Annotated in this window: 15 protein-coding genes and 1 riboswitch; of the genes, 13 read left to right on the forward strand and 2 right to left on the reverse strand. The window is 41.8% G+C overall.

Going from position 1 to position 13,659, the window contains the following annotated elements; all coding sequences use genetic code 11:
* Window positions 1-161: 161 nt before the first annotated feature.
* Window positions 162-3,806: a DNA-directed RNA polymerase subunit beta' gene (rpoC, locus tag ACPC58_RS09350; RefSeq protein ID WP_217374335.1), complete on the forward strand. Its 3,645-nt coding sequence runs from the start codon at window positions 162-164 to the stop codon at window positions 3,804-3,806.
* 124 nt (window positions 3,807-3,930) lie between these two features.
* A complete protein-coding gene (locus ACPC58_RS09355; protein ID WP_217374334.1) occupies window positions 3,931-4,272 on the forward strand; it encodes a DUF1033 family protein in 342 nt (113 codons plus the stop codon).
* A gap of 60 nt (window positions 4,273-4,332) precedes the next feature.
* On the opposite strand, the gene ACPC58_RS09360 is transcribed toward ACPC58_RS09355, so the two are convergent.
* A complete protein-coding gene (locus ACPC58_RS09360) occupies window positions 4,333-5,283 on the reverse strand; it encodes a S66 family peptidase (RefSeq protein WP_217375199.1) in 951 nt (316 codons plus the stop codon).
* Window positions 5,284-5,370: 87 nt separating this feature from the next.
* On the opposite strand from ACPC58_RS09360, the gene comGA reads away from it, so the two are divergent.
* From comGA to ACPC58_RS09415, 11 genes are all read left to right on the forward strand, one after another.
* Entirely contained in the window at window positions 5,371-6,321 is a 951-nt protein-coding gene (gene comGA, locus ACPC58_RS09365) for a competence type IV pilus ATPase ComGA (protein WP_318150623.1), read from the forward strand.
* A complete protein-coding gene (gene comGB, locus ACPC58_RS09370; RefSeq protein ID WP_318151035.1) occupies window positions 6,233-7,270 on the forward strand; it encodes a competence type IV pilus assembly protein ComGB in 1,038 nt (345 codons plus the stop codon). Before comGA ends, comGB begins: the two co-directional genes overlap by 89 nt.
* A gap of 1 nt (window position 7,271) precedes the next feature.
* Entirely contained in the window at window positions 7,272-7,550 is a 279-nt protein-coding gene (gene comGC / locus ACPC58_RS09375) for a competence type IV pilus major pilin ComGC (protein WP_217374331.1), read from the forward strand.
* On the forward strand, window positions 7,540-7,944 hold the full coding sequence (gene comGD, locus ACPC58_RS09380; protein WP_434065862.1) for a competence type IV pilus minor pilin ComGD: 405 nt from the start codon (window positions 7,540-7,542) through the stop codon (window positions 7,942-7,944). The genes comGC and comGD overlap by 11 nt, the downstream gene beginning before the upstream one ends.
* Window positions 7,916-8,209 (forward strand): competence type IV pilus minor pilin ComGE, encoded by a 294-nt coding sequence (gene comGE / locus ACPC58_RS09385; protein ID WP_024396552.1) that lies wholly within the window; start codon window positions 7,916-7,918, stop codon window positions 8,207-8,209. The genes comGD and comGE overlap by 29 nt, the downstream gene beginning before the upstream one ends.
* Window positions 8,172-8,630 carry a competence type IV pilus minor pilin ComGF gene (gene comGF, locus ACPC58_RS09390; protein ID WP_434065863.1) on the forward strand — a complete coding sequence of 153 codons (459 nt, stop codon included), beginning with the start codon at window positions 8,172-8,174 and terminating at the stop codon, window positions 8,628-8,630. Before comGE ends, comGF begins: the two co-directional genes overlap by 38 nt.
* Window positions 8,608-9,108, forward strand: a complete 501-nt coding sequence (comGG, locus tag ACPC58_RS09395) for a competence type IV pilus minor pilin ComGG (RefSeq protein ID WP_434065864.1) — start codon at window positions 8,608-8,610, stop codon at window positions 9,106-9,108. The genes comGF and comGG overlap by 23 nt, the downstream gene beginning before the upstream one ends.
* Window positions 9,109-9,127: 19 nt before the next feature.
* Window positions 9,128-10,081 carry a class I SAM-dependent methyltransferase gene (locus ACPC58_RS09400; RefSeq protein WP_434065865.1) on the forward strand — a complete coding sequence of 318 codons (954 nt, stop codon included), beginning with the start codon at window positions 9,128-9,130 and terminating at the stop codon, window positions 10,079-10,081.
* A gap of 49 nt (window positions 10,082-10,130) precedes the next feature.
* Complete coding sequence (locus ACPC58_RS09405) at window positions 10,131-11,318, forward strand: acetate kinase (protein WP_434065866.1); 1,188 nt, start codon at window positions 10,131-10,133, stop codon at window positions 11,316-11,318.
* Between the two features lie 123 nt (window positions 11,319-11,441).
* Window positions 11,442-11,531: riboswitch (THF riboswitch) on the forward strand.
* Window positions 11,532-11,572: 41 nt separating this feature from the next.
* On the forward strand, window positions 11,573-12,124 hold the full coding sequence (locus ACPC58_RS09410) for a folate family ECF transporter S component (RefSeq protein ID WP_434065867.1): 552 nt from the start codon (window positions 11,573-11,575) through the stop codon (window positions 12,122-12,124).
* A gap of 54 nt (window positions 12,125-12,178) precedes the next feature.
* Entirely contained in the window at window positions 12,179-13,435 is a 1,257-nt protein-coding gene (locus tag ACPC58_RS09415; RefSeq protein WP_434065869.1) for a bifunctional folylpolyglutamate synthase/dihydrofolate synthase, read from the forward strand.
* 41 nt (window positions 13,436-13,476) lie between these two features.
* Here the strand turns inward: ACPC58_RS09415 and ACPC58_RS09420 are convergent.
* On the reverse strand, window positions 13,477-13,659 hold a 183-nt coding region (locus tag ACPC58_RS09420), incomplete at its 5' end, for a transposase (RefSeq protein ID WP_434065868.1).

The raw sequence follows: 13,659 nt of genomic DNA on the forward strand, positions 1-13,659 counted from the left end.
AAGTTGGTCCAAATCTCAGGACTGAAAGAGATAAGGACCAACAGTCTTCCACCGTCTGATTTATAGAAAAATAGCTTACCAGCTATCCATTCTGCTAATTATTGTTCAAGAATTTGAGGTATGGGAATCCGTCCTCTCACAAGAAAAGAAAGGGATTATTAGTGGTTGACGTAAATCGATTTAAAAGTATGCAAATCACGTTAGCTTCACCAAGTAAGGTTCGTTCATGGTCTTACGGTGAGGTTAAAAAACCTGAAACAATCAACTATCGTACACTTAAACCAGAACGTGATGGACTATTTGACGAAGTAATCTTTGGTCCAACAAAAGACTGGGAGTGTTCATGCGGTAAATACAAACGTATCCGTTATAAAGGGATTACTTGTGACCGCTGTGGTGTGGAAGTGACTCGTGCAAAAGTCCGTCGTGAACGTATGGGACACATTGAGTTGAAAGCACCAATTTCACACATTTGGTATTTCAAAGGTATTCCAAGTCGTATGGGCTTGACCTTGGATATGAGCCCACGTGCGCTTGAGGAAGTTATCTACTTCGCGGCTTACGTGGTGATCGATCCTAAAGATACACCGCTTGAGCACAAGTCAATCATGACTGAGCGCGAATACCGTGAGCGTTTGCGTGAATATGGCTATGGTTCATTCGTTGCCAAAATGGGTGCAGAAGCGATCCAAGACCTCTTGAAACAAGTCGATCTTCCAAAAGAAATCGCTGCGTTGAAAGAAGAGTTAAAAACCGCTACTGGACAAAAACGGATTAAAGCTGTGCGTCGTTTGGATGTATTGGATGCTTTTTACAAATCCGGAAATAAACCTGAGTGGATGATTCTCAATATCTTGCCAGTTATTCCACCAGATTTGCGTCCGATGGTTCAGTTGGATGGTGGCCGTTTTGCTGCATCTGATTTGAATGAATTATATCGCCGTGTTATCAACCGTAACAACCGTTTGGCTCGTCTCTTGGAACTTAACGCTCCAGGGATCATCGTACAAAACGAAAAACGGATGCTCCAAGAAGCTGTAGATGCTTTGATTGATAACGGTCGCCGTGGTCGTCCAATTACAGGACCAGGTAGCCGCCCACTTAAATCACTCAGCCACATGCTTAAAGGTAAACAAGGTCGTTTCCGTCAAAACTTGCTTGGTAAGCGTGTTGACTTCTCAGGACGTTCCGTTATCGCCGTTGGTCCAACTCTTAAAATGTACCAATGTGGTGTACCACGTGAAATGGCTATTGAGCTCTTCAAACCGTTTGTCATGCGCGAAATCGTTGCCCGTGATATTGCTGGTAACGTAAAAGCTGCAAAACGTTTGATTGAACGTGGTGATGACCGTATTTGGGATATCTTGGAAGAAGTGATCAAAGAACACCCAGTTCTTTTGAACCGCGCACCTACCCTTCACCGTTTGGGTATCCAGGCTTTTGAGCCAGTCCTGATCGACGGTAAAGCCCTTCGTTTGCACCCGCTTGTCTGTGAAGCCTACAACGCCGACTTTGACGGTGACCAGATGGCGATTCACGTTCCATTGTCAGAAGAAGCACAAGCAGAAGCACGTATCCTTATGCTTGCGGCAGAACACATCCTTAACCCTAAAGATGGTAAACCAGTCGTAACACCATCTCAGGATATGGTTTTGGGTAACTACTACTTGACCATGGAAGATGCTGGTCGTGAAGGTGAAGGTATGGTCTTCAAGGATGCGGATGAGGCTGTTATGGCTTACCGCAATGGCTATGTTCACTTGCATACTCGTGTTGGTATCGCAACAGATAGCCTTAATAAACCTTGGAAAGATAACCAAAAACACAAGATCATGATGACAACCGTCGGAAAAATCTTGTTCAACGCGATTATGCCAGAAGGACTTCCATACTTGCAAGAGCCAAATAATGCTAACTTGACAGAAGGAACTCCTGATAAATACTTCTTGGAGCCAGGGTCAGATATCAAGGCTGCTATTGCAGAATTGCCAATCAACCAACCATTCAAGAAGAAAAATTTTGGTAATATCATCGCTGAAATCTTCAAGCGTTTCCGTACAACTGAAACATCAGCCCTGCTTGACCGTTTGAAAGACTTGGGTTACTATCACTCAACACTTGCTGGTTTGACAGTGGGTATTGCCGATATTCCGGTCATCGACAACAAGGCTGAAATCATTGAAGAATCTCACGAACGTGTAGAACAAATCAAGAAACAATTCCGTCGTGGTATGATTACTGATGATGAGCGTTATGCAGCTGTTACAGATGAATGGCGTTCAGCTAAGGAAAAATTGGAAAAACGTCTGGTTGAAAAACAAGATCCGAAGAACCCAATCGTTATGATGATGGACTCTGGTGCCCGTGGTAACATTTCCAACTTCTCCCAGTTGGCCGGTATGCGTGGTCTGATGTCAGCTCCGAACGGACGTATCATGGAATTGCCTATCTTGTCTAACTTCCGTGAAGGTCTTTCTGTTTTGGAAATGTTCTTCTCAACTCATGGTGCCCGTAAGGGTATGACGGATACGGCCTTGAAGACAGCCGACTCAGGTTATCTGACTCGTCGTTTGGTTGACGTTGCCCAAGACGTTATTATCCGTGAAGACGACTGTGGGACAGACCGTGGTCTTGACATCCGTTCAATCACAGATGGCAAGGAAATGATCGAGCCACTTGAAGAGCGTTTGCAAGGTCGTTACACTAAGAAAACTGTTAAACATCCTGAAACAGGTGCCGTTATCATTGGTCCAAACCAATTGATTACTGAAGATATTGCCCGTGAAATTGTCAATGCAGGTGTTGAACAAGTAACCATCCGTAGCGTATTTACATGTAATACTCGCCACGGTGTCTGCCGTCATTGTTATGGTATCAACTTGGCGACAGGTGATGCGGTTGAAGTGGGTGAAGCAGTTGGTACGATTGCAGCCCAATCTATCGGTGAACCTGGTACACAGCTTACAATGCGTACCTTCCACACGGGTGGTGTAGCCTCAAACAGCGATATCACTCAGGGTCTTCCTCGTGTCCAAGAAATCTTTGAGGCGCGCAATCCGAAAGGGGAAGCAGTTATCACTGAGGTTAAAGGTGAAGTTATCGCTATTGAAGAAGATGCTTCTACTCGTACCAAGAAAGTCTTTGTTAAAGGTAAAACTGGCGAAGGTGAATACGTAGTACCATTTACAGCCCGTATGAAAGTCGAAGTTGGTGATCAAGTTGCGAGAGGTAGCGCCCTCACTGAAGGTTCTATCCAACCAAAACGCTTGCTTGAAGTTCGTGATGTCTTGGCAGTTGAAACTTACCTTCTTTCTGAAGTTCAAAAAGTTTACCGTAGCCAGGGTGTAGAAATCGGTGACAAGCACATTGAGGTAATGGTTCGCCAAATGCTTCGTAAAGTTCGTGTCATGGATCCAGGCGATACAGATCTGCTTATGGGTACACTTATGGATATTGCAGACTTTACAGATGCCAATGCTGATGTGGTTATCGCTGGTGGTGTTCCAGCAACAGCTCGTCCAGTCCTTATGGGGATTACTAAGGCATCTCTTGAAACCAACTCATTCTTGTCAGCAGCATCCTTCCAGGAAACAACTCGTGTCCTTACTGATGCAGCCATTCGTGGTAAACGTGATAACCTTCTTGGTTTGAAAGAGAACGTTATTATTGGTAAGATTATCCCAGCGGGTACAGGTATGGCCCGCTACCGTAATATTGAACCACTAGCCATCAATGAAGTTGAAATTATTGAAGATACAGTAGCAGAAGAGCTTGCTGAAGAAGCAAAACTTACAGCCACTGAATAAAAAGAATGCACATCTCATTTTTGAGGTGTGCTTTTTATGTTATCTTGTGGCAATACTCACAAGCAGAATGTTTTTTTTATACATATAAATTCGATATAATGTGTACGGTAAAGGAATTAGTATTATGTATCAAGTAATTAAAATGTATGGAGATTTTGAACCGTGGTGGTTCTTAGATGGTTGGGAAGAAGATGTTGTCAGTAGAGTGACGTACGAACGTTACGAGGATGCACTTTCTACTTTTCAGAAGGAATGGGTAAAACTTTCAGAAAGTTTTCCAATGAAAAAAAGCAAAAATGGGACAATGGTGGCTTTTTGGGATGAATCAGACCAGTACTGGTGTGAAGAGTGTGATGAGTATTTACAGCGTTTCCATTCCCTTTTGTTGATAGAATCGAAGGAAAATTTACCTGCAGGCTTGACTAAAAAATCTCTTCAACCGAGAGTTCGACCATGTAGACTATAACAAGAATCATTTGTTACGGTTGACTAAAAAGGATTGCCTAATGAAGTGGCAATCCTTTTTTTAACTGAATGTGATAGAAAATGTTTTGGTGTCAATCTCTACCTGTCCACCGATTGTAATAGTAAAGAGAGGTTGGGTATGGGCAAAGTCCAAATCGTACAGAACAGGAACTTTTTTGAGAATAGGGTGCTTGTCCAAAATCGTCAGCAAAATTTCCTCTGTCAATCTGGTTTCCTTAGGAAAACGACCAAAGACAACTGCCTGTGGATTTGGATAGGCTTGTAGAAGAGCTGTTAAATGACGAGCGATAATGAGATAATCATCGTCTTCTGCCTCTTCTAAAAATAGAACATATTTATCGGGTCTGGGTGCAAACTCGGTTCCTGTCAGCAGATTGAGGGTGGAGATGTTTCCGCCGATGGCAATACCAGAGGCTTGGCCTGGATTGTAGACTTTCCATTCTGTTGGGTAAAAAGTGCGAGGGGCGTTTGGTAGGTACCAAGCGTCGCTAGACCATTCAAGACTTGGAGTTAATTGATAGGTATCCTGAGTGACTGCATTTAGCCAAGATGTTGTTTGGTACTGTTGTCCCAGCTCCATTTTAAAGCTGGAATAAGCTGGGCCCATATAAGTTTGCATGCCTGTCTTGGCGTAGATGGCATTGAGCAGAGCGGTCGTATCCGAATAACCGCAGAAAATTTTCGAATTTTGTGCAATCAAATCAAAATCCAGATAGGGCAACAATTCATTGCAGTTGAAACCACCAATGGTTGTCAGAATGGCATCAACTGTTTCATTCGCAAAAGCCGCCTCCAAGTCCGCAACTCGACTAGCAATCGGAGCTGAGTCAAAGATATCATTTTCAAAATAATGTTCTGAAAAGGAGAGTCTGAACCCAAGTGCTTCTAACTTTTTCTTAGCTGCTACATTAGCCTCAAAGCCACCAATACTTTCAATAGACGAAGATGGGCTGACTACGCGTATGTGGTCGCCTTTTTTTAATCTTTTTATGGGAAACCTCCACAACTTTTTTACTATTCTAACATAAATATGCCACAAATCAATATGTTTTACGAATAGATGGAGTAGGGAGGTTATATGATTCAAGAAAAAGCAAGAAAAATGATTGAAGAGGCAGTTGTCGAAAGGGTCAGTGATATTTATTTGATTCCAAGAGGAGAAAACTACCAAGTCTATCATCGAGTAATGGATGAACGGGAATATATTCAAGAATTAACCGAGGATGAGGTGATGGCCATTATTAGCCATTTCAAGTTTTTAGCGGGTTTGAATGTCGGTGAAAAACGGCGTAGCCAGCAAGGCTCTTGTGAATACGATTATGGTTCAGGGGAGATTTCCCTTCGGTTATCAACGGTTGGTGATTATCGTGGTAAAGAAAGTTTGGTCATTCGTCTGCTCTATGATCAAGATCAACAACTTAAATTTTGGTTTGGAGCATTGGATAGAATTGCTCAAGAAATCAAGGGACGAGGGCTCTATCTTTTTTCGGGGCCGGTCGGTTCTGGCAAGACCACACTCATGTACCAGCTGGCGAGATTGAAATTTCCAGATAAGCAAATTCTAACTATAGAAGATCCAGTGGAAATCAAGCAGGAAGATATGCTCCAACTCCAGCTCAATGAGGCAATTGGTGCTACCTATGATAATCTCATCAAACTATCACTTCGTCATCGACCAGATTTACTGATTATTGGAGAAATTAGAGATGCAGAAACTGCTCGAGCAGTAATTCGAGCTAGTTTGACAGGGGCAACGGTCTTCTCAACGGTTCATGCTAGAAGTGTTGCTGGTGTCTATGCTCGCATGTTAGAACTGGGTGTAAGTCCTGAAGAATTGAATAATGCTCTTCAAGGAATTGCCTATCAACGATTAATAGGGGGAGGAGGTGTTGTTGATTTTGCAAAAGGAAACTACCAAAACCATTCCTCGGACAAGTGGAATGAGCAAATTGAATGCCTTCTTGCAGCGGGACATATCAGTCCTCGGCAGGCAGAAACAGAAAAAATTGTCCTTGGTTCGACAGCGTAAGGTGATTGAGCTCTTTAACAATCTTTTTGCTAGTGGATTTCACTTGGGAGAAATTGTCGATTTTCTCAAACGGAGTCAACTCTTGGCGGACCAATACACGCAAGTTTTGTCCGACGGTCTTCTTGCAGGAAAGCCATTTTCAAGTCTTTTGGGAGATTTACGCTTTTCGGATGCGGTTGTCACTCAGGTGGCCTTGGCGGAGGTTCATGGCAATACCAGTCTGAGTCTAAGTCATATTCAATCTTATCTTGAAAATGTTAGTAAGGTCCGTAAAAAATTGATAGAAGTAGCAACCTATCCAATCATCTTGCTTGCCTTTTTATTATTGATAATGTTGGGACTAAAAAACTATTTGTTGCCCCAGTTGGAAGAAGGAAATGTTGCGACTATATTGATTCAACACTTGCCAACAATCTTTTTATCCTTTTGTGGCCTTTTCTTTCTTGCTGTCTTAGGTGGGCTTATTTGGTATCACAGAACAAATAAAATCAAGGCTTTTTCTCGCTTAGTAGCTCTGCCATTTTTCGGAAAACTCATCCAAACCTATTTGACCGCCTATTACGCGAGGGAGTGGGGAAGCTTGATTGGTCAGGGACTTGATATGCCTCAGATTGTGGGCTTGATGCAGGAACAAAAATCACAGCTTTTTCGTGAGATTGGTGAGGATTTAGAGCGTTCACTTTCTGATGGGCATAGTTTCCATTCTCATATACAAACGTATGGCTTTTTCAAACGGGAGCTGAGTCTAATGATTGAGTATGGGCAAGTCAAATCAAAATTAGGAAGTGAGCTATCTGTGTATGCAACAGAGTGTTGGGAGGAATTTTTTACTCGTGTTAATAGGGCCATGCAGTTGATTCAACCATTGGTTTTTCTCTTTGTGGCCTTAATGGTCGTTCTCATCTATGCAGCCATGTTGCTGCCTATTTATCAGAATATGGAGTTATAAAATGAAAAAAATGTTGAAAAAGAAAGTCAAAGGATTCACTTTGGTCGAAATGTTAGTGGTGCTTGGAATTATTAGTATTCTCTTACTATTATTTGTGCCAAATCTCAGTAAGCAAAAGCAAAAAATACAAGAAGACGGCAATGCGGTGGTTGTAAAAGTTGTTGAAAGTCAAATGGACATTTACGAATTGGAGCATGGTGTTCGTCCAACAGCGGAAGAATTATATAATCAGCAGATGATAACTGAAGATCAACTAGAAAAATATAATAATGTACCTTAAAAATAAGGCCTTTACTCTTCTAGAGAGCTTACTAACATTAGGTGTTGTCTGTTTTCTAGCGTTGTTATTATCGGGGTCGGTGCATACTGCTTTTCAGGTAGTGCAAGAGCAGATGTTTCTTTTGGAATTTGAGTCCTTGTATAAAGACAGTCAAGAATTGGCTGCTAGAACTCAAGAAAAGGTAGCGCTTCGTATAGCTGGAGAAGAAGTATCAAATGGCTATCGAATCATTTCATTGCCGCCTAATGTATCCATAGTAGAAGAAAAAACAATTGTGTTTCAGGATGATGGGGGTAATTCTTCCTTGGAAAAAATCAGTTTTAAGATGAGTCATGAAACAATCAAGTATCAACTATATATAGGGAGTGGTCGATATAAGAAAATTGAAGAGTAGAGCCTATGTCTTGTTAGAAAGTTTAGTTGCCCTAGCTACCCTGGTAACGATTTGTAGCTTGATTTTGACAGCTATAGATACCGGACGAAAGCAACTAGTAAACAGTTGGTACCAACAAGAAGTTTATAATGTTGCAAAGATGGCAGTTCAGACAGGAGAATCCCATTTAGAGTTAAACGGGGTTGAAGTTTCAGTACAACGAACATCTCGCAAACTTACCGTTTACCATGAAGGTAAGGAGGTTATTAGGATTGAGAAAAACTAAGTTAGCCGCGTTCACCCTCTTGGAATGTTTAATTACCTTACTCATTATTTCTGGCAGCTTGCTAGTAATTGAAGGATTATCAAAATTGATAGCGCATGAGATTGGCTATCAAGAACGTCATGTGGAAAAACAGTGGTTACTATTTTGTGATCAATTGCGGGCTGAATGGGAAGGAGCAAGTCTTGATCGGGTTGATTCTGGAAAGTTGTACCTAACCAAAGGGGAAAAATCATTGGCATTTGGTAAGTCTGTGGCAGATGATTTTCGCAAGACAAATGCAAATGGTCAGGGCTATCAGCCCATGTTGTACAAAGTTTATTCAGCTACTTATGCCCAACAAGGCGAGGTTATACAGCTGGATGTAACATTTGAAAGTGGGGAGGAAAGGAGTTTTAGGTATGTTTTTGAAAAAACGAATTAAGGCAGGTGTTCTGCTCTATGCACTCTTAATGCTCGCTGTCTTTAGCCTGATTCTCCAGTTCTATCTCAATAGGCAATTTGTTGAAAGTCAACTGGTACAAGTGACGAAGCAAGAAGCTACTGCTTATATGATGGCTCAAATGATATCAGAGCAAGTAAAGACAGAATACCAGCAGGAGATTCAATTAAAGAAAGTTAGTCAGGATCAAGAAATAGCCCAACAAACTCGTCTCGAGGAAGGGAGTTCAAAGACAGATTCTCCAAACCTGGGTGAGAAACAAGCTGATGTGGAGGAGGCTACAAAGGGATCGCCGACTCAAAAGTCATCCAAAAAATCGGTCGTCAAGAAAGGGCAGATTTCATTTCAACAGGGCCAATCAGACTATCGCATTAAAAATAATCAATTGTCCGTTGTCGTAACACTAAATGGAGGTAAGCAATTCACTTACCACTTCCCAATTTCTAGTCAAATTCCTTAAAATTTGATAAGATAAGAATATGAAATATGAAAAAATTGAACAGGCCTACAACCTGCTTTTAGAAAATGTACAGACGATTCAAAATCAACTTGGGACCAATATTTATGATGCTATGATTGAGCAAAATGCTGCCTATGTAGCTGGTCAACATGAAACCGAACTTGTTCTCAACAACAATCAAATCTTGAGAGAATTAGCCTTGACAAAGGAAGAATGGCGTCGTGCTTACCAATTCTTACTCATTAAAGCTAACCAGACAGAACCGATGCAGTACAACCATCAGTTCACACCTGACTCTATCGGATTTATTTTATCTTTCCTTGTTGACCAGTTGGTCTCTACTCCAAGAGTAACGGTTTTGGAAATTGGTTCTGGTACAGGAAACTTAGCTCAGACCATTCTCAACGCCAGCCAGAAGGAATTAGATTATTTAGGGATTGAAATAGATGACCTCTTGATTGATTTATCGGCTAGTATCGCGGATGTCATGGGAGCAGCTATTTCATTTGCTCAGGGAGATGCGGTACGTCCGCAGATTTTGAAAGAAAGCCAAGTGATTTTGGGAGATTTGCCTATTGGTTACTATCCAGATGACCAGATTGCTAGCCGTTATCAGGTAGCCAGTCCAAATGAACATACCTACGCCCATCATTTGCTCATGGAACAGTCCCTCAAATATCTGGAAAAAGATGGATTTGCGATTTTACTGGCTCCAAATGATTTATTAACGAGTCCGCAAAGCGATTTATTAAAAGGCTGGTTACAAGAAAAAGCCAATATTGTTGCCATGATTGCCCTGCCATCAAATCTTTTTGGGAAGGCTGCCATGGCCAAGTCCATTTTTGTGTTACAAAAGAAAGCTGCCAGACCTTTAACTCCTTTCGTTTATCCTTTGCAAAGCCTGCAAGAACCTGAAGCGATTCAGAAGTTCATGGTCAATTTCAAAAATTGGAAGCAAGAGAATGCAATTTGAGTGAAAATCTGTTATACTAGTGGGGAAAACGCTTTAAAAGAGGTAAGATATGTCAAAAACAATTGCAATTAATGCAGGTAGTTCTAGTTTAAAATGGCAACTTTATCAAATGCCAGAAGAAACAGTTTTAGCAGCGGGTATTATCGAACGTATCGGCTTAAATGATTCTATTTCTACAGTTAAATATGATGGGAAGAAAGAAACCGAAGTATTAGATATTCCTAATCATACAGTTGCGGTTAAAATTCTTTTAGAAGATTTGCTCAAACACAATATTATTGCAACTTATGAAGAAATTACAGGTGTTGGACATCGTGTAGTTGCGGGTGGAGAATACTTCAAAGAGTCAGCGGTTATTGGTCAAAAAGAGATTGAACAAATTGAAGAGTTGAGTGCCTTGGCACCACTTCATAACCCAGCACACGTGGCGGCGATGCGCGCATTTGAAGAAGTATTGCCAGAAGTATTGAATGTAGCTGTTTTTGACACTGCTTTCCATACAACAATGCCAAAACACGCTTATCTCTATCCGATTCCACAAAAATATTATACAGACTATAAAGTTCGTAAGTATGGTGCTCATGGAACAAGCCACTTCTATGTAGCGCATGAGGCAGCAAAAGTTTTGGGTCGTCCAATTGAAGAATTGAAATTAATTACGGCTCATATCGGAAATGGTGTATCCATCACTGCTAACTATCATGGTGAATCTGTGGATACGTCAATGGGCTTCACACCTCTGGCTGGTCCGATGATGGGAACTCGTTCAGGGGATATTGATCCTGCTATCATTCCTTATCTGATTGCGAATGTTGAAGAGTTTAAAGATGCTGCAGACGTTGTTAACATGTTGAATAAACAGTCAGGCTTGTTTGGTGTATCTGGTCTTTCAAGTGATATGCGCGATATTGAAGCAGGCATCCAATCTCACAATCCAGATGCAATATTGGCCTACAATATTTTCATTGACCGTATTAAGAAATTTATCGGTCAGTATCTTGCGGTTTTAAATGGTGCTGACGCCATCATCTTTACAGCAGGAATGGGTGAGAATGCTGCTACAATGCGTAATGATGTCATTGCAGGTTTGTCTTGGTTTGGTATTGAGTTGGATCCAGCAAAAAATGTATTTGGCAACTATGGTGACATTTCAACGCCAGAATCAAAAGTTCGTGTCTTGGTTATTCCAACGGATGAAGAATTGGTTATTGCGCGTGAAGTTGAACGCTTGAAATAATAGAAGGAAATTGGCAGTAACCCTGCCAGTTTTTCTTATAGTCAGTAACTGTTAGGAGTAATAGATTTTGGCAATTGGTCAAACTGACCTCGATATGATAAAATAGACTAGCAAAGAAATTTGCACAGAGTAGGTGGTTTGCGTTAAGTGTATGTGGATGGGATGTTGCCACATAACGAAGCGTCAGTGCGGTAAACCATTGCATCCGCTGTCGAATGAATACGACAGCTCCATTTCTTAAAAGGAGCGTTTTTATGGAAAAGAAAATTCCAAAACTGACTGTGCAGTTATTGACTGCCATTGCAGTGACCCTTGCCCTGGTCATGATTGTTGAGAATTATTTCTCAATCCGTCTTTCGGACACTTTGCAGGTTCAGTTTACCTTCATTCCCAATGCTATTTTGGGAGCTATTGCGGGTCCAGTTTGGGCAGCTGTCTTTGCAGCTATTTCAGACCCAGTCTTTGTCTTGTTTAGCGGACAAACTCTTCTCTTTACTTGGATTTTGATTGAGGCGGTATCGGCTTTTATCTATGGCTGGTTCTTTTATCAAAAACCACTAGATATTAAAAATAAAGCTGACTGGTACTATGTTGCTGGGGTTGTTGTTTTGATTCAGGTTGTGATTTCCTTTATCATGACACCGATTGCCCTCCATTTCCATTTTGAAACACCTTGGATTGCTTTATACAGTAGTCGCTTGATTAAGGCAGTTTTTGAGATTCCATTACGCATCGTCGTAACTATGCTTGTCTTACCGAATTTACAAAAAATACCTGAGTTCGCAAAACTGATGGGTATTAAATAATATAGTATCCAGCAACAGGTCATCCCCCTGTTGCTCTTTTGTAGAGGTGAAATGATGAATTACCTAGAAACTCGCCGATGGCTATCGAATCGTCCTGCATCAGATTTAGAAAATGGTGTTGCACGTGTCAACTGGCTCTTGGAGCGCTTGGACAATCCCCAGCATCGTGTACCAACGGTTCACTTTGTGGGAACAAATGGTAAGGGATCGACCCTTAATGCCCTGCAGTTTATCATGCAGACTTCTGGATATACCGTTGGCCGGTTTACATCGCCGTCTATCATTGATTTTCGAGAACAGATTGTCTTTGAGCAGGAGATGATTTCAGAGGAAGACTTTGCGAGGATTGTGACAGACTTGCAACCTTTGATTGATAACTTGGACCAGACAGCAGAACTAGACGCCATCTCAGAGTTTGAGATTGTTGTAGTGGCTATGTTTGTCTATTTTGCTCACTACCAGCATCCCGATATTCTTTTGGTGGAGGCAGGCATGGGTGGTTTACTGGATGCCACGAATGTCTTAAGTCCATTGGCGGTAGTGTGCCCCTCTATTGGTCTAGACCATCAATCCTTTTTAGGAGAGACCCACGCAGCCATAGCCCGTCACAAGGTTGCTGTCTTGCGTGAGCGGGTCCCCCTCCTCTATGCGACCGACCAGCCAGAAGTGGAGGCGGTATTTGAGGATCACGCCAGTCAGCTTCAGAGTCCGACCTATGAGGTAGGGCGTGAGATTGTTTTGGAAAATAGAAGAGCAGGATTTGCGGTTTCAAGCCCCTTCGGCCGAGTTGAGGATTTGAGGCTACAGATGCGGGGGCGTCACCAAGAGGTCAACGCAGCCTTGGCAGTGACCACAGCTCAGCTTCTTAGCTCACATTTTCCAAAGATTATCAATGAAACTATCAGCCAGGGCTTGTCCCAAGCCATCTGGCCGGGCCGCTTAGAATTGATGAAACCAACGCTTATGATTGACGGAGCCCACAATAATGAAAGTATCGCCGTCCTGACCCAGCTCTTAGAGGAAAACTATGCCGATAGAGACATCGAAATCCTCTTTGCAGCCATCAATACCAAGCCTGTGGATCAGATGTTATCGAAACTTAGCCAATTTGGACCTGTTAGCGTCACAACCTTTGATGATTTCCGTGCGGTACAGCTGGATGATTATCCATCAGGTTATGAACGAGTTCAGACCTATCAGGAGTGGTTGGAGCAGGCGGACTTGGACAATCCCAAAAAACTTTACCTGATTACAGGCTCGCTTTACTTTATTACTTATGTGAGGAAGTATATTTTAGAAGAGCTTATATAGAAAAAAGGGCTCTTTGTCAACTGTAGTGGGTAGATGAAAAGCTAACACCTAGAGAGGACGAACTTCGTTCTCTCTTTCTTTATGTTCAAAGCAATCAAAATGCGTTTTTTAAAGTTTTCAAAGTTCCTGAAACCAAAGGCATTTCTCTTAATGACTTTGATGAGATTATTGGTAGCTTCCAGTTTGGCGTTGGAATAAGGCAATTCCATGGCTTTTACAACCTT

It is taken from the genome of Streptococcus sp. VTCC 12905 (assembly GCF_049893385.1).
GTDB classification, from domain to species: Bacteria; Bacillota; Bacilli; order Lactobacillales; family Streptococcaceae; genus Streptococcus; species Streptococcus suis_AA.

Excerpts from the sequence above, each read along its gene's own strand:
- ACPC58_RS09355 (WP_217374334.1), top strand. The coding sequence starts at position 3,931 with ATGTATCAAGTAATTAAAATGTATGGAGATTTTGAACCGTGGTGGTTC.
- comGA (WP_318150623.1), top strand. The coding sequence starts at position 5,371 with ATGATTCAAGAAAAAGCAAGAAAAATGATTGAAGAGGCAGTTGTCGAA.
- comGB (WP_318151035.1), top strand. The coding sequence starts at position 6,233 with ATGAGCAAATTGAATGCCTTCTTGCAGCGGGACATATCAGTCCTCGGC.
- comGC (WP_217374331.1), top strand. The coding sequence starts at position 7,272 with ATGAAAAAAATGTTGAAAAAGAAAGTCAAAGGATTCACTTTGGTCGAA.
- comGD (WP_434065862.1), top strand. The coding sequence starts at position 7,540 with ATGTACCTTAAAAATAAGGCCTTTACTCTTCTAGAGAGCTTACTAACA.
- comGF (WP_434065863.1), top strand. The coding sequence starts at position 8,172 with ATGAAGGTAAGGAGGTTATTAGGATTGAGAAAAACTAAGTTAGCCGCG.
- comGG (WP_434065864.1), top strand. The coding sequence starts at position 8,608 with ATGTTTTTGAAAAAACGAATTAAGGCAGGTGTTCTGCTCTATGCACTC.
- ACPC58_RS09400 (WP_434065865.1), top strand. The coding sequence starts at position 9,128 with ATGAAATATGAAAAAATTGAACAGGCCTACAACCTGCTTTTAGAAAAT.
- ACPC58_RS09405 (WP_434065866.1), top strand. The coding sequence starts at position 10,131 with ATGTCAAAAACAATTGCAATTAATGCAGGTAGTTCTAGTTTAAAATGG.
- ACPC58_RS09410 (WP_434065867.1), top strand. The coding sequence starts at position 11,573 with ATGGAAAAGAAAATTCCAAAACTGACTGTGCAGTTATTGACTGCCATT.
- ACPC58_RS09415 (WP_434065869.1), top strand. The coding sequence starts at position 12,179 with ATGAATTACCTAGAAACTCGCCGATGGCTATCGAATCGTCCTGCATCA.